Genomic DNA, 26143 nt, shown 5'->3' on the forward strand with positions numbered 1-26143 from the left:
GTTTTTGGGAAAATAGAAATGATTCGTAAGAAAAGGTGCTGACAAATGAAGAAAAAAATGGGATTGCTTGTAATGGCATATGGAACGCCTTACAAGGAAGGAGATATAGAACGCTATTATACACATATCCGCCGGGGCAGAAAGCCTTCAGAGGAAATGATCGAGGATTTAAGAGCCCGATATAAAGCAATCGGCGGCATATCACCGCTTGCTAAAATCACTAGGGAGCAGGCGGAAGAACTTGAAAAGCATTTAAACCGGATTCAATCTGAGTATGAGTTCAAAATGTATCTAGGCTTAAAGCATATTGAGCCTTTTGTTGAGGATGCAGTGAAACAAATGCATGATGATGGAATTGAAGAGGCGGTAAGTATTGTGCTCGCCCCTCATTTTTCGACTTTCAGCGTCAAATCATACAACGAGAGGGCAAAAGAAGAAGCCAAAAAACTTGGCGGCCCAAACATTACATCCATTGAAAGCTGGTACAATGAACCAAAGTTTATTCAATATTGGGTAACAAAAGTGAAGGAAACGTTCGAAAAGATGCCTAACGTTGAAAAGGATAATGCCTGTCTGATTGTTTCTGCCCACAGTTTGCCGGAAAAAATTCTAAACGCTGGCGACCCTTACCCAAATCAGCTTAAGGAAACGGCAGATTTAATTGCCAGCCAGGCAGAGGTCAAAAATTATGAAATCGGCTGGCAAAGTGCAGGAAATACACCAGAACCGTGGCTGGGTCCGGATGTACAAGATTTAACACGCGACCTTTATAATAAAAAAGGCTATCGTGCATTTGTTTATATTCCAGTCGGATTTGTATCAGACCATCTTGAGGTTTTGTATGATAATGACATTGAATGCAAAAATGTTACTGATGAGGTTGGAGCAAGTTATTACCGGCCTGAAATGCCAAATGCACAGCCTGAATTTATCGATGCGCTTGCAACGGTGGTTATGAAACATCTTAAATTAATTAAATGACTGAAACTTATATGTAAAGAAGGCGATGAAACCGTGATGGATGAAAAACGCAAAGTTGTCATAATAGGCGGAGGCATTACGGGATTAACGGCTGCGTATTATTTGCAAAAGGAAGCAAGAGAAAAAGGCCTTCCACTTGAAGTAAAAATTATCGAAGCCACCCATAGACTGGGAGGGAAAATGCAGACCGTAGTAAGAGACGGCTATATCATTGAAAGAGGACCTGACTCATTTCTCGCTCGTAAACAAAGTGCATATCGCCTGGCAAAAGAGGTTGGAATGGAAGATAAGCTTGTAAACAATTCTACCGGGAAATCTTTTGTTTTGGCAAAGAATCGGTTGCATCTTATGCCAGGTGGCTCCATTATGGGGATTCCTACCCAGATCGGCCCGTTTATTACAACCGGTTTGTTTTCTGCCATTGGAAAGTTAAGAGCAGCGGCTGACTTTGTATTGCCGCGTTCGAATCCGGCAAAGGATCAATCATTGGGCCAATTTTTCCGGCGCAGATTGGGCGATGAAGTAGTCGAAAACTTGATTGAGCCGCTTTTGTCAGGAATTTATGCGGGTGATATTGATCAACTAAGTTTAATGGCAACATTCCCGCAGTTTTACGAGGTGGAACAAAAATATCGAAGCCTTATTCTTGGCATGAAAAAATCGGCATCTGCCCAGCCTAAAAACCAAGGGGAAAACGGAAAATCCAAAGGGATTTTTTTCACCTTTACAACAGGCTTACAATCTTTTGCCGATGCCATTGAAACGAAATTTGAGCCTGCTTCTGTATTAAAAGGAATCAAAGTTGAATCGGTAACAAAAAAAGACAAAGGTTATGAGCTTAAATTGAATAATGGGCATCTGATTTTTGCAGACAGTATCGTATCTGCTGTACCGCATCATGTGCTTCCTTCAATTTTTTCAAATTATCAATTTTTTGATATCCTTAAGGAAATGCCGGCTACTTCGGTTGCTACAGTCGCACTTGCATTCCCAAAAGATGCGATCAAAAAAGATATTGACGGCACTGGATTTGTAGTGTCTCGAAAAAGTGACTATACGATAACTGCGTGTACATGGACACATAAGAAGTGGCCCCACACAACACCTGAAGGAAAGGTGCTTCTGCGCTGTTACGTTGGCAGAGCCGGTGATGAAACAGTAGTTGATCTTTCTGATGATCAGATTATCAAGATTGTCCTTGATGACTTAAATAAAATTATGAATATAACCGCTGAACCGGAGTTTGCTGTTATTTCACGCTGGAAAGAAGCTATGCCTCAATATACGGTAGGCCACAAACAAAGGATAGATAACATTAAACGTCATGTAGCTGAAGAACTCCCCGGTGTGTTTCTTGCCGGCAGTTCATTTGAAGGGCTTGGCCTCCCTGATTGTATCGATCAAGGGGAAGCGGCGGTTGAAAAAGTATTAACCTTTTTAAAATTACATGAAAGAACGAAAACGGCTGTCCATTAAAGGCGGCCGTTTTTAAATAAAAATTAATTGATTTTCGAGAGAAAACCTGCTATTCTTTTATACGTATTAATACTAACTGACTAAAATGTCCATTTGGTCACTCTTGCAGGAGGAAAATGTGAATGGATCGAAAACAGTTAATAATTGAAGCTGCGACCAAATCGTTTTCTTTGTTCGGTTATAAAGCAACAACGATGGACCAGGTTGCAAAACTTGCCAATGTTGGAAAAGGGACGATTTACACTTTTTTTAAGAATAAAGAGGAACTTTTTGATGAAATTATTTGCACATTAATTAAGGAAATGAAAAGTGCTGCAGAGAGTTCGTTTGATCCGTCTCTTTCGTTCCATGAAAATGTTCATCGCGCTCTTTTTAAAATCCTTGAATTTCGGCGAAAGCACCAGCTCACGATCAAACTTTATGAAGAAGGAAAAGAGATGGGAACACCCGCGGTTATGGATGTTATGGAAAAAATGGAGAACGCGATTTTAAATTATATAAAAGATAAGGTTGTTTCAGCTATTGAATCAGGGGAAATAAGAAAATGCGATCCTGAGTTAACGGCTTTTGTCATGTTGAAACTGTACATTGCGCTAATCTTTGATTGGGAAAAGAAACATAAGCCGTTGGATAAGGAAGAAATCGCGGAATTGTTTGAGCAATATATTTTTAAAGGATTATCGAATTAGGTAGTCCTTCTTTTTAGATATGAAATGACTAAATGAACAAAATAGTCAATTGTTTTCGGGAGGCTAAAGGGATGAAAAATTTTTTATTAAAAAAAGAGTTTTCGGCTATTATTAAGAACAAAAAACTTCTGATCTCAATAATTGCTGTCTTATTTATTCCAATTATATACAGCGGCATGTTTTTATGGGCCTTTTGGGACCCATATGCACACTTAGATAACCTTCCTGTGGCTGTTGTCAACGAAGACAAAGGGGCGACGTTTGAAGGGGAGGAATTAAATCTTGGCGATGAGTTAGTATCGAAACTGAAAGATAAGAAAGATTTTAAATTTATCTTTGTTGAAAAAGAGGAAGGGTATAAGAAGCTTGAAGATCAGGAATATTACATGCTTGTAGAAATTCCAGAGGACTTTTCGAAAAATGCAACGACTTTAATGGATGAAAATCCAAAGAAATTGGATCTCATTTATGTTCCTAATGAAAGCTATAACTTTTTATCTGCCCAGATTGGCGAAAATGCTATGGTGAGAATAAAGGCTTCTTTATCAAAAGAGATAACCGAAACGTATGCAGAAACTATGTTTGATAAAGTCGCTAAGCTTTCAGATGGAATGAAAACTGCTAGTGATGGTGCAGGGAAACTAAGTGAAGGTGCTAAGGAGCTAAGCAAAGGATCTGAAACACTTCATAAAAATCTTGCAACATTAGCTGAAAAATCAATTCAGTTTCATAATGGCATGAATGAAGCAAGTAAAGGGTCAAAAGAAGTTGCAGATGGTGCTGCTTCTTTGTCATCTGGTTTATCTCAGTTATTGGAAGGACATCAAAAATTACAAAATGCTGCAAATGAACTGAAAACCGGTTCTGTATCGCTTGCTTCAGGGATGAGTCAAGCAAATGCCGGGATCCAAAAAGCAGAACAGAGCATTCCGCAATTAATAAGTGGAACAGAAAAGCTGCAAACTGGTGCACAAACTTTATCTTCTTCATTGCAGCAATGGCAAATCGGTGCTGAAAGCGCAGTCCAGGGTGCCAAGAAATTAAATGAAGGAACTGTGTTATTAGAAAGCAATTTGAAAAATATTATGCCAATGCTTCCGCCGGAGAAGCAACAGGAATTGCAAGTTGCTTTAAACAGCTTAAAACAAGGCAGTGCTGAATTAGCAAACGGCACCGGTCAGCTCGCAAACTCTGCCGGTCAGTTGTCAACAGGCGCCAATACATTGTCACAGCAGCTTGGAGCATTAAAACAAGGCCAGGAGCAGCTGCAAACAGGGATGTCGCAGCTGGCTAAGGCAGGGTCGGAGCTCGAAACAGGCGCTAATCAGATGGCTGCCGGACAGAAAGAGTTCGTATCAGGCATGTCTACGTTTGGACAGAAATTTGCTGAGGCAAAAGATGGTTCTGTACGGTTGGCACAAGGTGCAACGAAATTGGCCGGAGGCGTGAATCAGCTTACAGACGGATCGAGCCAATTGGCTGACGGTTCCGATAAGCTTGAAGAGGGTGCACAGAAGATTGCGGAGGGTAATTCAAAAGTTCATAAAGGCAACAGAGAGTTGGCCGAGAAATTGGCTGATGGTGCAAAAAAGGCTTCATCTGTCGATGCGGATGAAAAAACGTACAATATGATGGCAGAACCGGTAAAAGTAAAAAATGAAAAATTGAATGAAGTGCCGAACTATGGTACAGGTTTTGCTCCATACTTCTTATCGCTTGGCTTATTCGTTGGCGCATTAGTGTTAACGGTTATCTATCCGATTAGAGAACCGGCAGCCGTTCCGCGAAATGGATTCAGCTGGTTTTTCGGAAAGTTTGGAGTTATGGCCATAGCTGGATTGATCCAAGCGATTATTTCAGATATTGTCGTGCTTGGAGTATTAGGGCTTGAAGTGAAAAGTGTTCCATTATTTGTACTCTTTTCAATCATAACAAGTCTTGCGTTTATGGCGCTTATTCAATTCTTAGTAACAATGTTTGATAATCCTGGACGATTCATTGCCATTCTCATTCTTATTTTTCAATTAACAACAAGTGCTGGTACGTTCCCGCTTGAATTGATACCGGAGTCCTTACAGCATTTTCATGCATTCTTACCAATGACTTATTCAGTAAAAGGATTTAAGGCAGTCATCTCAAGCGGAAACTTCAGCTTCATGTGGGAAAACTTCATGATCCTGCTCATCTACGCACTTGTATTTATGGTCGGCACACTTATCTACTTTAACGCAGTGCACAAGCGCCGCTTTAGCGCTGCAGAGTAACGCGGGCCTGGCCCGCTCCGCTTTAAAGTATTAAAGTGAAAGCGGAGATCTTGGAACAAAAAAAGAAACCAGCCGCAGCAAGCGGCTGGTTTTCTAACGTTTGAAAGGAGTATGGATGGAGTGATTTGAGGGAAGTGATCACTCGCTCAAAGAGAACCATGGATTTACAAGTTAACAATAATACGAGATTTATAGATTACATATCAAATAGACCTAAACATTTATCACATTTATTTCCGTAGCATTCATGCTGCTCTTCAATAGTCTCTCCACAGTCAGTACACTTTTTTGACGGCAAATTCTTGAAGAATTCCACGATGCTTTCAATCATGCAGCAACCCTCCAATCAATGAGATGAGTTAATCGTGTTACGTGATGATGTTATTGTATTATAACAGTTTAATAAAGTCAATAACTGTTTCAAAACAAAATTGATGAAAAATGAAAAAAGAAACTTAATCGGTTATAGTTGAAGTAGGTGTAATTTGTTTTGAAGGAGGAAGGCATGTGAAATTAACAGTCATAGGAAGCTGGGGCGGCTATCCGAAAGCAAATGAAGCAAGCACCGGTTACTTGCTTGAACATAATGGTTTTCATTTGCTAATTGATTGCGGAAGCGGCGTGTTGTCGAAATTGCAAACAATGATTGATCCGGAAAAGTTAGATGCAGTTATTATCTCGCATTATCATCCAGATCATATTGCAGATATCGGGGTTCTTCAGCATGCAAGGCTGATCCAGGGATTATTGGGAAAGACTATAGACAATTTGCCAATATATGCACATTCATTAAATCAGCATGAATTTCAAAAATTAACATATAAAAATATTACAAAAGGAATTGCTTATAACCCTGAAGAAATGCTTGCTGTTGGACCGTTTACCATTCGTTTTTTATTAACGGATCATCCAGTTCCATGCTATGCCATGCGGATTGAGGCAGATGGAAAATCGATCGTCTACACTGCAGATACTGCCTTTAAAGAGGAATTTATTTCTTTTACAAAAGGAGCAGATGTGCTTCTTTGTGAATGCAATTTATATAAAAACCAGAATGGAAAAAATGCCGGACATATGAACAGCCATGATGCCGGAACACTTGCAAGATTATCCAATGTGAAAAAATTGGTCCTCACTCATCTTCCACATTTTGGAGAGATCGAACAACTAAAGGAAGAAGCTGCTGAAATGTTTTCAGGCCATATCAACCTGGCGAGTGAAGGATTAACAATTACCTTATAAAATTAAGTTACAAGGTAGATGTTGTTTATTTTTCTCATTTTCGGGGTCTGGCCCTCAATACGTTAAAGCTTTAAAGTGATAAGGGCCAGGCCCTTTGACCCCATACATGGAGGGTGACGTATGACGGTTGTTTTGGCGGAGGTCAGCAATTTTGTTGCAACGGTGACGATTAATCGTGAAGATGCGCTCAATTCATTTAACTATGAGACTCTTAATGAGCTTCAAAACGTTGTGGAGCATTTGCGGATCGATCCGGAAGTGCACGTTGTAATTTTCATCGGTGCCGGAGAAAAAGCGTTCAGTGTCGGGGCTGATTTAAAAGAAAGAAAAACACTGTCAGATGCCGAGGTTAAAAGAAATATTTATAAAATTAATGAGGTTTTTAACGCGATAGACCAGCTTCCACAGCCAACAATTGCCGCCATCAACGGATATGCTTTTGGCGGAGGAATGGAGTTAGCTCTGGCATGCGATTTCCGGATTGCTGCGAAAGGGATTTCAATGGGATTGACTGAAACAAGCCTTGCCATCATCCCGGGAGCGGGAGGTACACAAAGGCTTCCTCGTCTAATTGGCCAGGCAAAAGCACTTGAGCTGATTCTAACTGCAAAGCGCCTTACTGCAGATGAAGCAAAAGAATACGGTCTCTTATACAAAGTAACTGAAAAAGAATCGCTTATGTCTGAATGCAGAAAGCTGGCGGATTTAATGCTCGCAAATGGACCGGTCGCTTTACAGCAGGCGAAATTCGCAATAAAAAATGGTATGAACGCTGACTTGCAGACCGGACTGCAAATTGAAAGAAAAGCATACGAAGCAACGATTCCGACAGAAGACAGGCTCGAAGCTCTTCAGGCATTCAGTGAAAAAAGAAAACCAAGTTTCAAAGGGAAATAATTTATAACACGGTGTATGCCGTGTTATTTCTTTTTGACAAAAAAAACGGCAAATTTTCGATCCATTTGCAATAAAATTCTAAAAATTTTTTAAAAAGGCTTGTAAAGTAGAATGTTTTACCTATATAATTTAGTGCATAAAAGCTTAAAAGTGACAAAGCTGAAAAGCGTAAAAGCGACAAAAAGACAATTATTTGAGGGGGGATATAAATGAAAAGAGGTTTAAAAGCAATTGCTGCAGCTGCACTGATTAGCAGTTTTATTTTAAGCGCTTGCGGAACAAGCGACAAAACAAGTGAAGATGGCAAAGAAACGGGGAAAAAGGATAAAGTATTCAAGGTCGGGGTAACCCAAATTGTCGAACATCCTTCTCTTGACGCCGCATATGAAGGTTTTAAGAAAGCATTGGAAGATAAAGGGCTAAAGGTCGAATACGATGTTCAAATAGCCCAGGGAGACCAAAACAATAACCAGACGATTGCAAATAATTTTGTCAGTGACGGCGTTGATCTAATTTTTGCGAATTCTACTCCGAGTGCGCAAGGTGCATTAAATGCAACGAAAGAAATCCCGATTGTATTTACTTCAGTTACAGATCCGGTCGGAGCAGGCCTTGTAAAATCAATGGATGAACCGGGAGAAAATATTACCGGGACCACTGATACACATCCTGATGCCATTCCGAATACGGTCAAATTCATCACTGAAAATTTCAAAGGAAAAAATGTCGGGGTTATTTATAATGCCGGTGAACAGAACTCCGTATCACAAATTAAAATCGTTAAAGATGCATTAAAGAAAACGAATTTCAAACCCGTTGAAGCAACCGTTTCCACTACCTCAGAGGTTAAACAAGCGGCTGAATCACTCGTAGGAAAAGCAGATGCCATTTATATTATTACCGACAATACGGTTGTTTCAGCATTAGAATCTGTCATTAAAGTAGCTAATGAAAATGATATTCCACTATTTGTAGGTGAGCTTGATTCAGTGAAACGGGGCGGTTTTGCCGCTTACGGATTTGATTATTTTGATATCGGCTATGAAGCTGGCGAGATGGCGGCAAAAATATTGAATGGAGAGAAGAAACCGAGCGAGCTGCCTGTCCAATATCCGCAAAAGCTGAAACTATTAATCAATAAAAAAGCAGCAAAAGAGATGAACATTGAAATAAAAGAAGAATGGAAAAACATCGCTGAGTTTACAGAATAGACTGTAGAAAACGCAGTCTTAGAAAGGGAGAATAATATGGCTACCGCAATTTTCGGCTCAATAGAAGCAGGTGCCATGTACGCACTGATGGCTTTAGGGGTTTACCTCTCATTTAGAATATTGGATTTTCCGGATTTAACGGTTGATGGAAGCTTTGTCACCGGAGCTTCCGTAGCGGCGGTTTTAATTGTCGACGGCGTCAATCCTTTTATCGCAACGGCTGCTGCATTGCTGGTCGGCTTTCTTGCCGGCTGTGTGACAGGGCTTCTCCATACAAAAGGGAAAATTAACCCCTTGCTCTCGGGTATCTTAATGATGATTGCCCTATATTCGATCAATCTTCGAATCATGGGGAAATCTAACGTTCCGCTTCTTGCGGAAGACACGGTTATGACAATTATTACAGATTTCTGGAAGAGCCTTGGTATTGATGATGCGTTAAATGGAATCGGTTTCGTTCCTAAAACGTGGGGCATTCTAATCGTCATGCTGATCCTTGCTTTCATCGTAAAATTGTTAATTGATCTGTTCTTAAAAACAGATCTTGGACTTGCCCTTAGAGCAACAGGGAACAATGAAACAATGATCCGCAGCTTTGCAGCAAATACCGACTTTTTAAAAGTGCTCGGGCTCGGCCTATCCAATGCACTTGTTGCATTTTCCGGTGCGTTGATTGCTCAATACAACGGATTTAGCGATGTTGGCATGGGGATCGGCATGATCGTGATTGGTCTTGCTTCTGTCATTATCGGTGAAGCGGTGTTCGGTGCTAAAAATGTAGTAAGAGCCACGCTGGCTGTCATAGGAGGGGCAATCCTCTACCGGATTATTGTCACCCTTGCATTAAGAGTAAAATTTCTCGAAACAGGCGATATGAAATTAATTACCGCCTTAATCGTGATAACAGCATTAATTGTTCCTAAAATATTGGAACAGCAAAAAGATAAACAGCGTAAGAAAAGAAGGAAGCTTGAAGCAAAGCAAAAAGAATCATATGTGACAAAAAAGCGTGGTGAAGATCTTGCTGCAATTAAAACAGATATATAAAGTCTTTAATGAAGGAACACCGGACGAAAAAATTGCCCTTAATATGGTGAATTTGAATTTATCACCCGGTGATTTTGTAACGGTAATCGGAAGCAACGGGGCCGGCAAATCTACTTTAATGAATGTAATTTCAGGAAAGCTTGTTCCTGATATAGGGGAAGTTTGGATTGATGGGAAAATCATTACATTTGAAAAAGAGCACAAACGTGCCAAATGGATCGGCCGCGTTTTCCAGGATCCAATGGCAGGCACTGCACCATCGATGACAATTGAAGAAAATCTTGCCATCGCATATGCAAGAACAGCGACACGCGGACTTGGAAGAGGCGTTTCAAAAAAACGGAGGGAATTTTTTAAAGAAAAACTTGAAAGCCTTCATCTCGGTTTGGAAAACAGGCTTCAGGCAAAAGCAGGACTGTTATCTGGCGGGGAAAGGCAGGCGCTGTCATTGTTAATGGCAACCTTTACTGAACCTAAAATTCTTCTCCTTGATGAACATACAGCTGCTCTTGACCCTGCGCGTGCTGAACTTATTACAGAACTGACAAAACAGATTGTCAAGGAATACAATTTGACAACGATTATGGTGACGCACAATATGCAGCAAGCCCTTGAGCTCGGGAATCGTTTGATCATGATGGATAAAGGCCAGATCATTTTCGAAGCAAATTCTGAGGAAAAACAATCTTTGACTGTTGAAAAGCTTTTACAAGAGTTCCAGCGGATTCGCGGTGAAAAAATGGCGAGCGACAGAGCTGTATTAATTTAATAAAAAGAAAAAAACCTTGTCAGATAAACAAATGACAAGGTTTTTTTCTTTACTAGAGGGTGTATCCACCTTGTTTATGAAAAAGCATGGCGATTGCGCTTTTTACGGATAGTACATGACTAACTGAAATCGTACCATTTCTGCTCCCGGGTTGGTGTAGGAATGTTGTCTGTTGGCTGTAAAACGGATTGAGCTCCCCGCATTTACGAGATATGACTCGCTGTTAATTTTCATTTCAAGGCAGCCGGACATGACGGTAATATTTTCTTCAATTCCTTCATTATGCGGGTCTGATACATGCTGGCATCCGGGATCAAGTTCGATAATATAAATCTCAAATTTTTTTCGCGGGTCGAAAGGAAAAATTGAATAAACACGGTACTCACCGTTATTTTCAATAACTGGATCAACATCTTTCATTGAAACAAGAACGATTTCTGATGGTTCTTCCCGAATAAGAGTGGAAAAAGAAACTTGAAGGCCCGTGGCAATTTTCCAAAGGGTTGTAACGGTAGGGCTTGATTCGCCACGCTCAATCTGGCCAAGCATTGCTTTGCTCACACCGGTGGCTTCTGCTGCACTTTCAAGGCTTAATCCCCGGGTTTTACGTATCATTTTTAAATTTTCCGCAATTATTTTTTGAATATTTTCCATTTTTCCCTCCGTAAGCATTGTATACTATAACGCACATATGTATAATAAACTATAACAAAAGTATAAATAATTTATAATTATTAAAAATTTTATCCTCTTTATGTATAGTTTACAATTTTTTCAGGCGGTGAGGTAATGGCTGAATTAACATTTAGCAAGCAATCATCTGAATTCAGGAAGGGGATTCAAGCGGGCATCAGCATTGCAATTGGATACTTTCCGATTGCCTTGACGTTTGGACTTCTTGCCAAAACCACCGGTTTGACAGTAGGTGAAACAATCATGATGAGCCTGCTTGTGTATGCCGGTGCCTCCCAATATATGTCGCTAAGTCTTTTATCAATGGGAACGGGAATCTTTGAAATTGTGTTGACAACTTTTATTGTGAATATTAGGCATTTTCTCATGGCGGCTTCGTTGAATGAAAAGAGTGAGGACGACCATATTCTAAATAAAGTGATTTATTCCTTTGGTATTACAGATGAAACATTTTCTGTCGCGGCAACAAAAGATGAAACTGTAACGACAGGTTATTTATTCGGTTTGTTTTCAATCTCATATGCTAGTTGGGTTATTAATTCCGGAATTGGCCATGTTATTGGAGCGAGTCTTCCGCAAACTTTGCAGGAGAGCATGTCTGTCGCTCTATATGCGATGTTTATCGGCCTTCTTGTACCTTCAATGAAAAAGAGTGTCAAAGTTGTCTATTTAGCAGTCCTTGCAGCAATCTTTAACAGTATTTTTGCATATACAAAATTTCTTTCAACGGGATGGGCGATTGTTTTGGCTACTCTTTTATCGGCTGTCATAATCGAGGCAATTTATACATGGAGAGGCAAATTGAGGAGGAATTTTATTGAAAACTGATATCATTTGGATGATCATCGGAATGGGAATTGTCACTTATATCCCGCGAATGCTTCCCTTTGTCTTATTTAAAGGAAAAGAGCTCCCATCATTTGTCCAAGGGGTTCTTAGAAATGTTCCATATGCTACTCTTGGGGCACTTATTTTTCCGGGAATCTTATTTATTCAAGATGACATGTTGTACGGCTTGGTCGGTGCGGCAGCTGCCTGTATTGCAGCATTCCTTGGTGCAAATGTTATTGTCGTTGTTCTTGGATCAATTGCCGTTCTAACAGTTTATTCGTACTTTATATAATACGTTCTTTTCGAAAATCCCCTTGCTTATGAGTCATCCCTAATATCATGAATAATATTTAGTTCTAATCGCCAAATTTTTAACTAAACTAATTATTGAAAGGGCTGGACAAAAAGGGGGGATTTTAGTTGGCAAGAAAAATCGGCTTTTACGCCGTTGTGGCATATGCGGTATATGGCATGTTTTTTTATTGGTATTTATTTTATTTTGCCGATACGAGCCTGCCGTTTGAATATGAGGGATCCAGGGCTGACCCGGCAACTTTTTTAAATGGAAGGGAACTCATGTTAACGGAGGAATATTCGAAAGTCAGGAATCTGCTTTTTTTCCTTTCTACGCCTCTTGAATGGCTAATCTACACATTAATATTAGTGTTGGGTCTGTCGAAAGCTTTTAAGCGCTGGGCTGAACAGTCTGCGAAAATCAAATTTGTCCAGACGGCCATTTATTTGTTCTGGCTATCTTTATTTGCTTTTATTGCTACTTTCCCGCTAAATTTTATAAGCTATTCTTTGTCGAAAAGCTATCATATTTCTGTTCAGACTTTCAGTTCGTGGATCAAGGAAGAACTAATCGATTTTTGGATTAATTATGGTATTATGCTGATCATTGTAACGGTATTGTACTGGCTTATTAATAAAAGCCAAAAAAGATGGTGGCTTTATGCGTGGCTTTTATCCGTTCCGTTTACTTTGTTTATGATGTTTCTTCGGCCTGTCGTGATTGACCCGCTCTACAATGATTTTTATCCGTTAAAAAATAAAGAGCTCGAGGCGAAAATTCTTTCCATGGCAGATCAAGCAAATATCCCTTCAGAGCATGTATTCGAAGTCAATATGGCCAAAAAAACGACTGCTCTGAATGCTTATGTAACCGGAATTGGCTCCAATTCGAGGATTGTTCTTTGGGATACGACATTAAACCGGCTGAATGAAAAGCAAATATTATTTATAATGGCTCATGAAATGGCCCACTATGTGAAAAAGCACTTGTATATTGGAATCGCCGGCTATTTGCTTCTTTCTTTAGCGGGTCTGTACATTACTGCAAAAGCAATGAACGGGGCAATAAGTCGGTGGGGAAAGGATTTAAAGATTCCCCATGTTAACGACATCACGTCTTTGCCGCTATTTTTAATGATTTTATCGATATTGATGTTTGCATCCAGTCCTCTATCTAATATTGTGTCGCGCTATCAGGAAAAACAGGCGGATCAATATGCCATCGAAATGACAAAAGATCCCGCTGCTTCGATTTCCACCTTTCAGGAGTTAACACGGGCGGGGCTCAGCCAAGTCAACCCGCCGCTATTAGTAAAAATCTTTCGATATGAGCACCCTACGATGCTTGAACGTATTTCGGCCATGGAAGATTACGAAATTAAACAAAGAAGCAAATCAAATGATGAAGGCCCGTAAAAAGGCCTTCATTTTTATAAAAGATTAAAGAAAGAAAATTTTGGAGTTGCTGCGTGTTTAAAAGTTTTTGTATTTTTGAAAAATTTCCTTTCATTATGGGGTAAGCTGCATGTTTGGCGGCTTTTTTAAGGAAAGAATGATTTGAAATGAAGACCCTTAAAAATAAACTGACAGTGGAAATGTTAGAAGAAATTTTCAGTGAGGGAGAAGAAAGACGCAAAGCAAGCCCCCTTCGATAATGGAGGGGGGAACTAATATTAATTCACCTGGAGAATCAAGTGCCGAAGCGTTTGTTTAATTCTTTTAATTGCTCAGACAATTGGAGGAATGCAGGACGGTCTCTGTTATCAATTGCCTCATCAATAAGTTTTAACAGCTTTTCTTTCTCTGCCTGTAATAATACTTCCGATAGGAGCATTTCAATGTACAGGTCTTGAACAAACATTTCTTTCTCCTTTTTACGGTTCATCGCACCGAGTTTCATTAGTTCTGTGTAGGACTTTTCGTTCATGAAAAACCACCTCTGCTGCCTTTTTAATATTATATGGAATAATTGAGATTTAATCAACGAAATTTTTTAAATTTTTAAATAAGTATTCTTGGTGCTAAATAATTTTAAAAATTTAGAAAAATATTTATAAAATATGAGAGAAAATTGGAAAATTTATGGTATGATATGGGAAAGACACATAAAAAGGAGATGAAAATATGATTAAACAAAGGAAACCGCTTATAGAAGAATATGAGATTAATCCATATACGATGATGATTATGCCCATCGAATATGGCAGTAAAGTATACTCGCGAATTCTTGAAATTGATGAAGAATATATATCCCCTTTTAAGCCGATCGAGATTATTAAAAAGAGCTGCATTTATTTTGGGGCAAGCTACGAAGGCAGAAAAGAAGCGACTAAGAGACTGATAGGGATTACTCATAAAGTTCCGATAGCCATTTCCTCACATAATTTCATTAATTTTTTTCCAACGACTTCACCGAATAACCCCGAGTGCATGTGGATTTCATATGAGCATGTTGTTTTTCATGAAAGAGCCGATTCGAAACATACAAACGTTACTTTCAGCAATAAAAACATTTATACACTTCCTGTTTCTTTTAATTCATTTGAAAACCAGCTATTAAGGACAGCGCTCCTTAAAACGAAAACGATGCAAAGAATAGAGGAGACTGAGAGAAAAGCGATGTATTATTTTCATGGACAGCGATATTTTGAGTCGTCTGAGAGAAGCGGCGAATATGGCAGGTACATAAACCGCAAAAATTAGCTTTTTTCCGGCGCCTTGCCGTTTTGAAATGTTACGGATTGAGGCGCCCGGCATTTGTGGGTGACTGTCCGCGATCAGATCCTTCCAGTTTGTTTTCGTTTTTGAAAAAATGCCGCTTGAATAAATAATACTCCATCAGCTCTTGCACTTTGTTTCGTATCCGCGGGTTAAAGTAGCTGTGATGCTCTTCATACCCTTTATATAAAAACATGTACATTGTAAAAGCATCATCCCGCTTTAACTCTTCAACTTTCATTCTGTTCTTCTTCATATACCGCTTAACCTCTGCCAGTTCTTTTTGAATGACCTTCATTGTTTCTTCAATTAATTCAAGGTAAGGTTTTCTTAATTTAAAAGGGCTGTTTTCGACGACCACAAGATCTCGGTTTAAAACTGTTAATACCATCGGCAAATAAATAGCCTGTTCCATCATATTTCGATCTTCCTCTGGAATTCTTGTCATAACCGTCATGCTCCTTACACTCGAATAAAGAACATATGTTCGTATTAATATGTTACTCAAAAAAACGCTCAAAAACAAGAGGAAATTTTTACAGTCAATTTTGTTTTCCAGAAGCGGGAAGCAGAAAGCCATTGTCCGAATCAAAAGGCTGAATTATATTTATAGACTGGTTCAAGCAATATGTGTAATATTTAAAATGGAATGAAAACTGCACGATTGCGGTTTTTCCTTTTTAATGGCGATATTTAACAGTATGTTTGGAGGAAACTTTTACAGCAAAAAAGAAGTCTTATATAATAGGTCGAAATTACAAGAAAAATGGAAGGGTTTTAACGATGAGATATGAAAGAAGGCAACATAAAAAGAAAAAGAAACGCAGATGGAGAAAGTTATTTCTTATCCTGCTATTATTGTCAGCAGGTGTGTTTACCTATTCATTTTTCCTGTATAAAGCCGGTGTCTCTCAATCATTGCAAAATGCTGAAACTGAAAAAGTGGAATATGAGTTCAATGGGGAAAAAGATGAGAACGGCTGGACAAATACATTGTTGATCGGCAGTGATAGCCGTGGAGAAGAACATGCACGGGCTGATACGATTATGATTGCCCACTACAATAAGGAAAAAGGCAAATATAAAGTGACATCCATTATGAGGGATACGTATGTTGATATTCCGGGATATGGGAAAGATAAAATTAATGCAGCTTTTGCCTATGGGGGACCTGAACTGCTCAGGAAAACGATTAAAGAAAACTTTGGCATCGATCTGCAATATTATTCGATTGTTGATTTTGAAGGTTTTGTTCAATTGATTGATGAAGCTTTCCCTGAAGGGATTGAAGTAAATGTTGAAAAAAGAATGTCCGAGAATATTGGAGTCACACTTGAACCGGGTGTCCAAAAACTAGACGGCAAGCATTTGCTCGGTTATGTAAGATTCCGCCATGATGCGGTGGGAGATTTTGGACGTGTTAAACGCCAGCAAAAGGTATTAAAAAGCGTAGCAAGGGAATTATCAAATCTTGAAACGATTCCAAAACTGCCGAAATTAGTCGGTGTTGTGACACCTTACATTAATACAAACATGAAGACGATGACAATGCTGTTCATGGGTAAAGATTTTTTAGGAAAAGAGAATCGGGATATCGAAACTCTCCGTATCCCGGTAGACGGATCTTTTGAAAATCAACAAGTGAGCGGTTCAGGATCTGTTTTAGCAGTAGACCTTGAAAAAAACAGAGCCGCATTAAAAGAATTCTTGAACAAATAAAACTGAATTGCCATAGTTCTTAATTGAAAAAAGAACGTGTAAAATAAAAAAGTAACGATAATTACCAAATTTGCAGGATAAACAGATCGATATTCAGCAAGGAGATTATGAATGGATTTTGATTTAATACGAGAATGGTTCACGCTAGAAAAGATATTGGAATTAATAAAAGAATATCGCTCTTTCGGACCGCTTCCGGGAATATTGCTCCCAATGTTTGAGGCTTTCTTGCCGTTTCTTCCCTTATTTGTGTTTGTCATGGCTAATGCAAATGCATTCGGGCTATGGTTTGGGTTTTTATTTTCATGGATTGGTGCAGTTGGAGGAGCATTGCTAGTTTTTTTGATCGTGCGTAAATATGGCCAGCAGAAGATGCTCCGTTTTTTGAAAAAGCATTCCCATGTAAAAAAGCTTATGAGCTGGGTTGAACGGCATGGGTTTGGTCCGCTTTTCCTGATGCTTTGTTTTCCGTTTACGCCTTCAGCTATTGTCAACATCGTGGCAGGGTTATCAAAAGTAAGTATTGCACAATATTTGCTGGCAGTCATTACGGGCAAAATGGTGATGATTTTCACGATTAGTTTTATAGGGTATGATATCCGCGCATTGGTCCAACAGCCGATAAGAACAGCCATTGTTATGATCGTCATTTTTATTCTTTGGTACGTGGGCAAAAGAATTGAACTAAAAATGAATATGAGCGTTGAAAAAGATAGAACATAATGAAAAACGTACGGACGAAAAAGCACGGAGGAGATGAAATGAAAGAAGAAATAAAAAAAGAAGGTTTGGAATGGCTGAAAGCTTTTGCGATCGGAATGATAATATTTGCTTTTATTCGTACTTTTTTCTTTTCAAATTATATTGTTGAAGGTGAATCGATGAAGCCGACTCTTAAAGACGGCAATAAGTTGGTGGTAAATAAAATCGGTTACCAGATCGGCGAGTTGCAGCGGTTTGATGTTATCGTATTCCATGCAAATAAGAAAGAAGATTTTGTGAAAAGAATTATCGGCCTTCCTGGAGATAAGGTTGAATACCGCAATGATCAATTGTACATCAATGATAAAAAAATGGATGAACCATATTTAGACATTTACCGGAAGCAGGTACCCGGCGGAAGAATAACTGGTGATTTTACTTTGGAAGAACTTACAGGAGAAGAAAAGGTTCCTCCGGGCAAGCTTTTTGTTCTCGGAGATAATCGCCTTGGCAGCTGGGACAGCCGCCAGTTTGGATTTATTGCGATCGATCAGGTCGTCGGGAAAGTGAATGTAAGATATTGGCCGTTAAACGAATTTGATGTTTCTTTTTAATGAGAGTTTCTGCCGCAGTTTAAAAAACTGTGGTATTTTTTTGCTTAATCCGTGTTTTCCAAAATTGTATGGTGATTTTCCAAGATTAAATAATAGTTTTGCAAAATTATTCTCGTTTTTTGCAAAATAACTCGTTATTTTTCAAAAATGAACATAAATTTTTCCAAGTTTACGATATCATGCGATTTTTCCAATAATGGCCAAAGCATATACAAAAATAATGATCGCCTTCTGTGCTATTATATTGAAAGAGAAATATGTCCGTCATTTAAAGGGGGAAAGGGAATGGCTGTCAGACTCATAACAGGGAGATCAGGTAGCGGCAAAACAGAATATTGTTTAAAGGAGATACGGGAGAAGCTGCTAGAGGATCCGGATGGAAACCCGATTATTTATCTCGTTCCGGAGCAGATGACATTTTTATCTGAATACAGGATTGTCACCACCCCTAATTTGGGCGGGATGATTCGTGCCCAAGTATTCAGTTTTACCCGTTTAGCATGGAGAATTCTTCAGGAAACAGGCGGGATCAGCCGCTATCATCTCAACAGTGTTGGGATCAACATGCTCATTCGAAAAATTATTGAAGATCAGAAGGATGAGCTGAAAATTTTTCAAAGGGCTGCTGATAAATCCGGATTTATCCAGCAAATGGAACAAATGTTGACGGAATTTAAACGTTATTGTGTAACCCCGACTGAGCTGACCGCATTTTGGACAGACGGGGAACAAAACCAAAAGGATCTGAAGGATAAGCTTCACGATCTTGAATTAATTTACAGCCGGTTTGAGGATGAACTGTTTGGAAAATATGTAGATTCCGAGGACTATTTAAGACTTCTTTCGGAAAAAATCGCTTCATCCGAGTATTTAAAAGAAGCAGAAATATATATTGACGGTTTTTACACATACACCCCGCAAGAATATATGATTATTGAACAATTAATGAAGCACTGCAAGCGGGTTACCATTACTTTAACAAGCGACCAATTGTATAAAGAAAACGCACCCGACGAGCTTCATCTTTTCAGATTGTCCGGTGAAACGTGTCAGACGATTTACGAAATCATCAAAACAAACGGAATCGAACTGGAAGACGAAATTCTTCTTGCGGAGCAGCTGAGATGGACAAACGATTCATTGCGCCATTTAGAATCGGAATTTGATACAAGGCCTGCCGTACCTTATGAGGAAACCCCTGAGGTTTCCATTTTCCAGGCAGTTAACAGGCGGGCGGAAATAGAAGGAGTTGCCCGGAAGATTAAGTATTTAGTGAGGGAAAAAGGATATAGGTTCCGGGATATCGCATTGTTAGTAAGGAATGGAAGCGACTACCACGATATTTTAGAGACCATTTTCCATGACCATGAAATTCCTTATTTTATTGATCAAAAACGAACAATGTTAAACCATCCGCTTATCGAGTTAATTCGCTCCAGTTTAGAGATTATTAACGGTCATTGGCGTTATGAACCGGTTTTTCGCGCCATAAAAACTGAACTGATGTTTCCTGTAAAATCCAATGTCCTTACATTGCGCCAGCAAATGGACAGGCTTGAAAATTATGTTCTCGCATACGGAATCCAGGGAGACAAATGGACGAAAAAAGACCGCTGGATCTACCGAAGAATAAGAGGGCTTGAATTTGAATCCGTTGCAAAGACCGATGCAGAACAGAACATCGAACAGGAGCTGAATGAGCTTCGGGCGATGATCACGGCCCCTCTTCTCCGGCTGGCTCGCCGTCTTAAAAAAGCGAATACGGGAAGAGATTTATGCGAGGCTGTCTATTTGTTTTTAGAAGAATTAGATATTCCAACAAAACTCGAACAATGGAAGCTTGCTGCAGAAGCAAAGGGCGAGCTTGTAAAGGCGCGGGAGCATGATCAGGCCTGGAACGCCGTGATGGAGCTTTTGGATCAGTTTGTTGAAATGCTTGGAGAGGAAAAAATTTCACTTAAGCAGTTTGCAGCCATTCTTGATGCAGGGATGGAGTCATTGCGTTTTTCACTTGTTCCTCCTGCCATCGACCAAGTAATAGTTGCAGATTTGGAGAGATCAAGACTGTCAGACATTAAAGCGGCTTTTGTCATCGGTTTAAATGAAGGGATTTTTCCTGCAAAAATAGGTGAGGAAGGGATATTGGCTGACGAAGACCGTGAGTTTTTGCTTTCAAGAGGTTTGAAAATCGCACCTGGAAGCCGTACGCGCCTTTTGGACGAAAACTTTCTCGCCTATAAAGCATTTGCCACTCCTTCCGAGCACCTTTATGTAAGCTACCCTTTGGCCAATGAAGAAGGAAAAGCATTGATGCCTTCTTCATATATTAAAAGATTAACGGATTTGTTTCCAAATGCCCGCATGCATTTCTTTGTTGCCGATCCATCAGAGTTATCGGAAGAAGAGCAGCTTGATTTTATTTCAAATGAAACGACTGCCCTGTCCTATTTGACCGGACAGCTTCAGCTGAAAAAACGAAACTATCCGGTTTATGACTTATGGTGGGATGTTTATAACTATTATATGAATAATGATAGATTAAGGCCGATGGCAGTTAAAGCTCTGTCTGGTTTATTCTATGAAAACCGGACGAAAAAGCTATCGGAGCAGGTAAGCAAACAATTGTACGGAGACCATATTCAAGCTAGCGTCTCAAGGATGGAGCTCTTTCACAGCTGTCCGTTTTCCCACTTTGCCCGACATGGACTGAAACTCTCGGACCGTCAAGTATTCCGGCTTGATGCTCCTGATATCGGTGAATTATTCCATGGTGCATTAAAATATATCGCAGAAACAGTGGCGCAAAAGAATTTGTCTTGGGCAAACATGACGAAGGAAGAATGCGAAAATCTTGCAAAAGAAGCAGTTGAAAAACTGGCTCCTAAATTGCAAAATGAAATACTGTTAAGTACGAATCGCCATCAATATATTAAGAGGAAACTGGAAAAAATTATCAGCAGAGCTTCATATGTATTAAGCGAACATGCCAAGGCAAGCGGTTTTTACCCGATCGGCTTGGAAGTGGCTTTTGGTCCGAAGGAAAAACTGCCGCCCCTTTCTTTTTCTTTGAAAAATGGAACAAAAATGGAATTGGTCGGCCGGATCGACCGTGTTGATAAAGCAGAGGACACAAGCGGCGTATTTTTAAGGGTGATCGATTACAAGTCGAGCGAAAAAGATTTAAACATCGGGGAAGTTTACTACGGTCTGGCGCTGCAAATGCTGACGTATTTAGATATTATCATTACCCATTCGGACAATTTAATCGGCACGAAAGCAGACCCTGCGGGAGTCCTTTATTTCCATGTTCATAATCCGATCATCCATTCTTCAAAAGTGTTGACGCTTGATGAAATTGAAAAAGAGATTATGAAAAGCTTCCGAATGAAAGGGCTTCTTCTCGGGGAGCAAAATGTAATTCAATTAATGGACAAAACACTAGAATCCGGCGACTCGCAAATTGTCTCCGCCGGAATGAAAAAGGATGGAACGTTGAAAAAGTCTTCGAAAGTGGCGACGAGAGAAGAATTTGAAGCTTTAAGGCGTTATGTCAGAAAATTGTATGAGAAAACAGGAAATGCCATTTCAGAAGGAGTTGTCGACCTTTCCCCTTATAAAATGAAGAACAAAATTCCTTGCACGTTTTGTCCGTACAAAGCGGTATGCCAGTTCGATCAATCACTGGAAAGCAATGAGTTTCGTATTTTAACGCCGTACAAAAGAGATGACGTTTTGGGATTAATCCGAAAGGAGGTAGATGATCTTGACAAATTCGGTGATGATTCCGCCAAAGCCTGAAAATGTGACATGGACCGATGACCAATGGAAAGCAATCATGGCAAAAGACCGGGACATTCTTGTTGCGGCGGCAGCCGGTTCGGGAAAAACGGCTGTCCTCGTTGAGAGGATCATTCGAAAAATTACTTCCTTGCATGACCCGATTGATGTTGACCAGCTGCTTGTTGTTACTTTTACGAATGCTTCAGCTGCTGAAATGAGACATCGAATTGGTGAAGCATTAGAAAAGGAGATTAATTCAAACCCAACGTCTGCGCATTTGAGAAAACAATTGAGTCTTTTGAATAAAGCATCGATTTCTACTCTCCATTCATTTTGCTTGGAGGTGATTAGAAAATACTACTATTTAATTGATATTGATCCGGGGTTTCGGATAGCAGATGAGACGGAAGCCCAGCTTCTGCGTGACGAAGTTTTAGATGAATTATTTGAAGAAGAATATGGAAAAAGTGATAATGAAGCATTCTTTTCACTTGTAGATACATTTACGAATGACCGGAGCGATGACGCCCTGCAAGATATCATAAGAGAACTTTACGATTTTGCCCGTTCCAATCCTTCTCCTGACCGTTATTTGCAGTCGATTATCGAGATGTATGATGTTGATGAGAATGGGAAACTGGAAGATCTTCCGTTTATGGATGCTCTCTTATATGACATCGAGCTGCAGCTTGAAGGGGCAAAACAAATGCTTCTTGAAGGGCTGGAGCTGACGAAGCTTCCCGGCGGACCGGCGCCCAAAGCAGAAAATTTTAATGATGACTTGCATCTAGTTGATACTCTTATCAGCGCAAAAAACGATTCTTGGTCAACTTTGTACAACGCAATGCAAACATTGACTTTTTCACGTGCGAAAACAGTCAAAGGAGACGAATATGATAAGGGCTTGGCAGAAAAAGCTCAAAAATTAAGAGACCGGGCGAAAAAAGTTTTGCAAGACTTGCAGTCCGAACTTTTCTCAAGAAGACCTGAATCGTTTTTAAAAGATATGCGTGAAATGAAAGGACATATCGAAACGCTTATTTCTCTTGTGAAATCTTTTTCGGACCGATTTGAACAAGTGAAAAAAGAAAAGGGATTAGTTGATTTTGCTGATTTAGAACATTACTGTCTCGATATTCTTACCGGAAGCATCGATGAGGACGGCAGAAGAATTCCTTCCGAAGCAGCGCTTTCTTACCGGCGCCATTTCAAAGAGGTTCTCGTCGATGAGTACCAAGATACAAACATGGTGCAGGAAGCCATTTTGCAGCTTGTCACAAATGAAAAAGAAGAGACAGGAAATCTTTTTATGGTAGGGGACGTTAAGCAATCGATCTACCGGTTCCGACTGGCAGAGCCAAATTTATTTTTAAGCAAGTACAACCGTTTTACACCGACTGGTGCGGATACGGGCTTGCGAATTGATTTAGCCCGGAATTTCCGAAGCCGGAAAGAAGTGCTCGACGGAACGAATTTTCTGTTTAAGCAGCTTATGGGGGTAAAGGTGGGAGAAATCGAATACGATGAAGCTGCAGAGTTAAAAAAAGGTGCCCCGTATCCGGAAGAAACCCCGAACCCTGTTTCCGTCATCTTGATCGACCAGGCCGGAGATGAAAATGAAAGCGATGCAGAAGATTTGACTGAAGTGGAAAATACTGGAGATTTTAGCCGAGAGGAATTGCAGCAGTCACAGCTGGAAGCAAGGGTAATGGCAAAAAAAATTAAAGAGCTAATTGAAAACCGGACCGAAGTGTATAACACAAAAACAAAAAGCACACGGCCCATTACTTACAGAGACATTGTGATTCTTCTCCGTTCCATGACTTGGGCCCCGGAGATCATGGAAGAGTTCAAACAACAGGGCATACCGGTATATGCAAACTTATCAACCGGATATTTTGAGGCAACAGAAGTGTCGATTATGATGTCTCTGTTAAAGGTTATTGACAATCCTTATCAAGATATTCCGCTTGCAGCTGTTTTACGCTCCCCGATTGTTGGATTAAACGAAGAAGAATTGTCGCAAATCCGCATTTCAAATAAGTGGGGATCGTTTTATGAAGCTCTGATGACTTTTTGCCGGACAAAGCCGTCAGCTGAACAGGAAGCCCTTTATGAAAAAGTAAGACCGTTTGCAGACCAGCTTCAACAATGGAGAACAAAAGCCCGTCAAGGATCATTATCTGAATTGATCTGGGATTTATTCAGAGAAACGAAATTTTATGATTTTGTCGGCGGGATGCCGGGCGGAAAACAGCGCCAGGCAAACCTTCGAGCATTATATGACAGGGCACGGCAATATGAATCAACATCATTTAGAGGCTTGTTCCGCTTTCTCTGGTTTGTTGAACGAATGATCGAACGGGGCGACGATTTGGGGGCAGCCCGCGCACTTGGAGAACAAGAGGATGTTGTCAGAATCATGACCATTCACAGCAGTAAAGGCCTTGAGTTCCCGGTTGTTTTTATTGCGGGTTTAGCACGCAAATTCAATACAATGGATCTGAAAAAAACATTTATGCTGGATAAGGAATTCGGATTTGCCGCAAGGTATGTCAATGCGGAGAAACGGATATCTTACCCAACGCTTGCACAGCTTTCATTTAAGCGGAAAAAGAAGATGGAAATGCTGGCAGAGGAAATGAGAGTGCTATATGTTGCTTTAACTCGTGCGAAAGAGAAACTGTATTTGATCGGTTCGGTAAAAAATGCTGAAAAATCGCTGGATAAATGGCTTTCGGCAGCTGCCGGCGAAAACTGGCTGTTACATGATTACGACCGAGCAAATGCAAGCAGTTATTTGGATTGGATCGCCCCTGCGCTTATTAGGCATAGGGATTGTAAAGTATTGCGTGGCGGCGACAATCAAGAAAATATAAAACTATTAGACCATCCATCATGCTGGCACGTGGAAATGATTTATAGTGAAGAAGCCGGATCATTGAATGAAGATAAAAGAGACGAAAGACAAGAATTGCTGGAAAAAGTGGCAGAAGGGAAACCTGTTCCAGTTACTTCTAACCATGCTGAAAGGGTAAACGATCAGCTTTCATGGAAATATGAATTCCATCATGCTTCTGTACTCCGGTCCAAGCAATCTGTTTCCGAGTTGAAGAGGCAGTTTGATCTTTCCGGTGAGGAGAGCAGTACGGAACTGCTTTGGAAAATAAGAAAGCCTCTTTTAAAGCGGCCAAGATTTATGCAGGAAAAAACATTATCACCTTCAGAAAAAGGAACGGCTATGCATATGGTTATGCAGCAGATTGATCTGTCGCTTCCTTTAACGGAAGAATCTATTCGTCATCAGGTGGATGACATGGTACAAAAAGAACTCCTTACCGAGGAGCAAAGAGAAGGAATTGACTCCGGACTCATTGTGAAATTTTTTGAAAGTGATCTAGGTCAAAGACTAATACGTGCAGAGAAAGTTATGCGAGAGGTTCCTTTCAGTTTATCGTTGCCGGCAAAAGAAACGTATCCAGACTGGACTGTTGGAGATGAAAATGTCATTGTACAAGGTGTGATTGACTGTTTCTTTGAAGAGGAGGATGGTATTATTCTCCTTGACTATAAAACAGATAGCATTAAGGATCGTTACAAAGGGGGATTTGAAGAAGCAAAACCGATTCTTGAATCGAGGTATCGCCTTCAAATAAACCTTTATGCCCGTGCCCTTGAACAAATATTAAGAAAGCCTGTCCATGAGCGGTATTTGTTCTTTTTTGATGGAGGACATTTATTAAAGCTAGACAATCATTTATAAAATAAAAAACGGCAAGAAACGTGCGTTCTTGCCGTTTTTGAATATATGAGTTTTTATTTCCGTTTATCAGCCTTCATTCTGATTTATCAGCCTTTATTCTAATATATCAGCCTTCAATTTCGTTTATGAGCCTTCGATCAAATTTATGAGCTTTCATTCCAATATACAAAAAAATGGGGATTAGCCTTGTTTTCTCAACTTTTAATTATTACCTACCGTTGGCTGGTCAACTAAGTTCGTATCAAGAACATTTGTAATACTTATTCCGTTAATTGTAATCACAATTCCTCCGGTATTACTCGCTCCGGAACCGGAATGCGATTTAGAATTGCTTTTTGGAGAGATAATGAGAGAGTCGCCAAATTGGACAATTCCTGATCCCCCAATATTAAGGATCTGAACGGGACCGATAAAAGCTGGCATGGAAAACATCCTTTTCTTTACTCTATTGTG

At 39.9% G+C, this 26143-nt stretch carries 23 protein-coding genes; 18 read left to right on the plus strand and 5 right to left on the minus strand.

The features are described from left to right. Positions 1-45: 45 nt before the first annotated feature. The 4 genes from hemH to C0966_RS01950 all read left to right on the plus strand — a co-directional run bounded on the left by hemH (position 46) and on the right by C0966_RS01950 (position 5410). On the plus strand, positions 46-981 hold the full coding sequence (gene hemH / locus C0966_RS01935) for a ferrochelatase (protein WP_274853479.1): 936 nt from the start codon (positions 46-48) through the stop codon (positions 979-981). A gap of 33 nt (positions 982-1014) precedes the next feature. After that, entirely contained in the window at positions 1015-2457 is a 1443-nt protein-coding gene (gene hemY, locus C0966_RS01940; protein ID WP_274853480.1) for a protoporphyrinogen oxidase, read from the plus strand. Positions 2458-2579: 122 nt separating this feature from the next. Then, a complete protein-coding gene (locus C0966_RS01945) occupies positions 2580-3146 on the plus strand; it encodes a TetR/AcrR family transcriptional regulator (RefSeq protein ID WP_274853481.1) in 567 nt (188 codons plus the stop codon). Between the two features lie 71 nt (positions 3147-3217). Continuing rightward, positions 3218-5410, plus strand: a complete 2193-nt coding sequence (locus C0966_RS01950; protein ID WP_274853482.1) for a YhgE/Pip domain-containing protein — start codon at positions 3218-3220, stop codon at positions 5408-5410. 196 nt (positions 5411-5606) lie between these two features. Here the strand turns inward: C0966_RS01950 and yhfH are convergent, their stop codons facing one another. Further along, a complete protein-coding gene (yhfH, locus tag C0966_RS01955) occupies positions 5607-5741 on the minus strand; it encodes a protein YhfH (protein WP_274853483.1) in 135 nt (44 codons plus the stop codon). A gap of 176 nt (positions 5742-5917) precedes the next feature. Between yhfH and C0966_RS01960 the strand changes: the two genes are divergently transcribed. The 5 genes from C0966_RS01960 to C0966_RS01980 all read left to right on the plus strand — a co-directional run bounded on the left by C0966_RS01960 (position 5918) and on the right by C0966_RS01980 (position 10576). Beyond that, on the plus strand, positions 5918-6652 hold the full coding sequence (locus C0966_RS01960; protein ID WP_274853484.1) for an MBL fold metallo-hydrolase: 735 nt from the start codon (positions 5918-5920) through the stop codon (positions 6650-6652). A 120-nt stretch (positions 6653-6772) separates the two neighbouring features. Next, positions 6773-7549, plus strand: coding sequence for an enoyl-CoA hydratase-related protein (locus tag C0966_RS01965; protein WP_274853485.1), 777 nt, complete (start codon positions 6773-6775; stop codon positions 7547-7549). Positions 7550-7758: 209 nt separating this feature from the next. Then, a complete protein-coding gene (locus C0966_RS01970) occupies positions 7759-8760 on the plus strand; it encodes an ABC transporter substrate-binding protein (protein WP_274853486.1) in 1002 nt (333 codons plus the stop codon). Between the two features lie 36 nt (positions 8761-8796). Next, on the plus strand, positions 8797-9807 hold the full coding sequence (locus C0966_RS01975; protein WP_274853487.1) for an ABC transporter permease: 1011 nt from the start codon (positions 8797-8799) through the stop codon (positions 9805-9807). Further along, complete coding sequence (locus tag C0966_RS01980) at positions 9782-10576, plus strand: ABC transporter ATP-binding protein (RefSeq protein WP_274853488.1); 795 nt, start codon at positions 9782-9784, stop codon at positions 10574-10576. Before C0966_RS01975 ends, C0966_RS01980 begins: the two co-directional genes overlap by 26 nt. A gap of 102 nt (positions 10577-10678) precedes the next feature. Here the strand turns inward: C0966_RS01980 and C0966_RS01985 are convergent, their stop codons facing one another. After that, on the minus strand, positions 10679-11230 hold the full coding sequence (locus C0966_RS01985) for a helix-turn-helix domain-containing protein (RefSeq protein ID WP_274853489.1): 552 nt from the start codon (positions 11228-11230) through the stop codon (positions 10679-10681). A 135-nt stretch (positions 11231-11365) separates the two neighbouring features. Between C0966_RS01985 and C0966_RS01990 the strand changes: the two genes are divergently transcribed. The 3 genes from C0966_RS01990 (at position 11366) to C0966_RS02000 (ending at position 13810) form a co-directional block, all read left to right on the plus strand. Further along, complete coding sequence (locus C0966_RS01990) at positions 11366-12097, plus strand: AzlC family ABC transporter permease (RefSeq protein WP_274853490.1); 732 nt, start codon at positions 11366-11368, stop codon at positions 12095-12097. 10 nt (positions 12098-12107) lie between these two features. Further along, entirely contained in the window at positions 12108-12392 is a 285-nt protein-coding gene (locus C0966_RS01995; RefSeq protein WP_425535931.1) for an AzlD domain-containing protein, read from the plus strand. 128 nt (positions 12393-12520) lie between these two features. Next, entirely contained in the window at positions 12521-13810 is a 1290-nt protein-coding gene (locus tag C0966_RS02000) for a M48 family metallopeptidase (protein WP_274853492.1), read from the plus strand. Positions 13811-14084: 274 nt separating this feature from the next. Here the strand turns inward: C0966_RS02000 and C0966_RS02005 are convergent, their stop codons facing one another. Then, on the minus strand, positions 14085-14321 hold the full coding sequence (locus tag C0966_RS02005; protein WP_274853493.1) for an IDEAL domain-containing protein: 237 nt from the start codon (positions 14319-14321) through the stop codon (positions 14085-14087). Positions 14322-14518: 197 nt separating this feature from the next. Between C0966_RS02005 and C0966_RS02010 the strand changes: the two genes are divergently transcribed. Continuing rightward, positions 14519-15097 (plus strand): competence protein ComK, encoded by a 579-nt coding sequence (locus C0966_RS02010; RefSeq protein WP_274853494.1) that lies wholly within the window; start codon positions 14519-14521, stop codon positions 15095-15097. Positions 15098-15128: 31 nt separating this feature from the next. Here C0966_RS02010 and C0966_RS02015 read toward each other — a convergent pair whose 3' ends face one another. Continuing rightward, positions 15129-15560, minus strand: a complete 432-nt coding sequence (locus tag C0966_RS02015; protein ID WP_274853495.1) for a hypothetical protein — start codon at positions 15558-15560, stop codon at positions 15129-15131. Between the two features lie 335 nt (positions 15561-15895). Here C0966_RS02015 and C0966_RS02020 point away from each other — a divergent pair, with 335 nt between their 5' ends. The 5 genes from C0966_RS02020 to addA all read left to right on the plus strand — a co-directional run bounded on the left by C0966_RS02020 (position 15896) and on the right by addA (position 25690). Beyond that, positions 15896-16831, plus strand: a complete 936-nt coding sequence (locus tag C0966_RS02020; protein WP_274853496.1) for an LCP family protein — start codon at positions 15896-15898, stop codon at positions 16829-16831. A gap of 111 nt (positions 16832-16942) precedes the next feature. Further along, positions 16943-17554 (plus strand): TVP38/TMEM64 family protein, encoded by a 612-nt coding sequence (locus C0966_RS02025; protein WP_274853497.1) that lies wholly within the window; start codon positions 16943-16945, stop codon positions 17552-17554. Positions 17555-17592: 38 nt separating this feature from the next. Then, positions 17593-18147: a signal peptidase I gene (lepB, locus tag C0966_RS02030; protein ID WP_274855694.1), complete on the plus strand. Its 555-nt coding sequence runs from the start codon at positions 17593-17595 to the stop codon at positions 18145-18147. A 285-nt stretch (positions 18148-18432) separates the two neighbouring features. Continuing rightward, positions 18433-21945: a helicase-exonuclease AddAB subunit AddB gene (addB, locus tag C0966_RS02035; RefSeq protein ID WP_274853498.1), complete on the plus strand. Its 3513-nt coding sequence runs from the start codon at positions 18433-18435 to the stop codon at positions 21943-21945. Then, positions 21926-25690, plus strand: coding sequence for a helicase-exonuclease AddAB subunit AddA (addA, locus tag C0966_RS02040; RefSeq protein ID WP_274855695.1), 3765 nt, complete (start codon positions 21926-21928; stop codon positions 25688-25690). The genes addB and addA overlap by 20 nt, the downstream gene beginning before the upstream one ends. Positions 25691-25891: 201 nt before the next feature. On the opposite strand, the gene C0966_RS02045 is transcribed toward addA, so the two are convergent. Continuing rightward, positions 25892-26113, minus strand: coding sequence for a spore germination protein (locus tag C0966_RS02045; RefSeq protein ID WP_274853499.1), 222 nt, complete (start codon positions 26111-26113; stop codon positions 25892-25894). Positions 26114-26143 lie beyond the last annotated feature (30 nt).

It is taken from the genome of Bacillus methanolicus, assembly GCF_028888695.1.
Taxonomy (GTDB): Bacteria; Bacillota; Bacilli; order Bacillales; family Cytobacillaceae; genus Bacillus_Z; species Bacillus_Z methanolicus_B.

Excerpts from the sequence above, each read along its gene's own strand:
- hemH (WP_274853479.1), top strand. The coding sequence starts at position 46 with ATGAAGAAAAAAATGGGATTGCTTGTAATGGCATATGGAACGCCTTAC.
- C0966_RS01945 (WP_274853481.1), top strand. The coding sequence starts at position 2,580 with ATGGATCGAAAACAGTTAATAATTGAAGCTGCGACCAAATCGTTTTCT.
- C0966_RS01950 (WP_274853482.1), top strand. The coding sequence starts at position 3,218 with ATGAAAAATTTTTTATTAAAAAAAGAGTTTTCGGCTATTATTAAGAAC.
- yhfH (WP_274853483.1), bottom strand. The coding sequence starts at position 5,741 with ATGATTGAAAGCATCGTGGAATTCTTCAAGAATTTGCCGTCAAAAAAG.
- C0966_RS01965 (WP_274853485.1), top strand. The coding sequence starts at position 6,773 with ATGACGGTTGTTTTGGCGGAGGTCAGCAATTTTGTTGCAACGGTGACG.
- C0966_RS01970 (WP_274853486.1), top strand. The coding sequence starts at position 7,759 with ATGAAAAGAGGTTTAAAAGCAATTGCTGCAGCTGCACTGATTAGCAGT.
- C0966_RS01975 (WP_274853487.1), top strand. The coding sequence starts at position 8,797 with ATGGCTACCGCAATTTTCGGCTCAATAGAAGCAGGTGCCATGTACGCA.
- C0966_RS01985 (WP_274853489.1), bottom strand. The coding sequence starts at position 11,230 with ATGGAAAATATTCAAAAAATAATTGCGGAAAATTTAAAAATGATACGT.
- C0966_RS01990 (WP_274853490.1), top strand. The coding sequence starts at position 11,366 with ATGGCTGAATTAACATTTAGCAAGCAATCATCTGAATTCAGGAAGGGG.
- C0966_RS01995 (WP_425535931.1), top strand. The coding sequence starts at position 12,108 with ATGATCATCGGAATGGGAATTGTCACTTATATCCCGCGAATGCTTCCC.
- C0966_RS02005 (WP_274853493.1), bottom strand. The coding sequence starts at position 14,321 with ATGAACGAAAAGTCCTACACAGAACTAATGAAACTCGGTGCGATGAAC.
- C0966_RS02010 (WP_274853494.1), top strand. The coding sequence starts at position 14,519 with ATGATTAAACAAAGGAAACCGCTTATAGAAGAATATGAGATTAATCCA.
- C0966_RS02015 (WP_274853495.1), bottom strand. The coding sequence starts at position 15,560 with ATGACAAGAATTCCAGAGGAAGATCGAAATATGATGGAACAGGCTATT.
- C0966_RS02020 (WP_274853496.1), top strand. The coding sequence starts at position 15,896 with ATGAGATATGAAAGAAGGCAACATAAAAAGAAAAAGAAACGCAGATGG.
- C0966_RS02025 (WP_274853497.1), top strand. The coding sequence starts at position 16,943 with ATGGATTTTGATTTAATACGAGAATGGTTCACGCTAGAAAAGATATTG.
- lepB (WP_274855694.1), top strand. The coding sequence starts at position 17,593 with ATGAAAGAAGAAATAAAAAAAGAAGGTTTGGAATGGCTGAAAGCTTTT.
- addB (WP_274853498.1), top strand. The coding sequence starts at position 18,433 with ATGGCTGTCAGACTCATAACAGGGAGATCAGGTAGCGGCAAAACAGAA.
- addA (WP_274855695.1), top strand. The coding sequence starts at position 21,926 with ATGATTCCGCCAAAGCCTGAAAATGTGACATGGACCGATGACCAATGG.
- C0966_RS02045 (WP_274853499.1), bottom strand. The coding sequence starts at position 26,113 with ATGCCAGCTTTTATCGGTCCCGTTCAGATCCTTAATATTGGGGGATCA.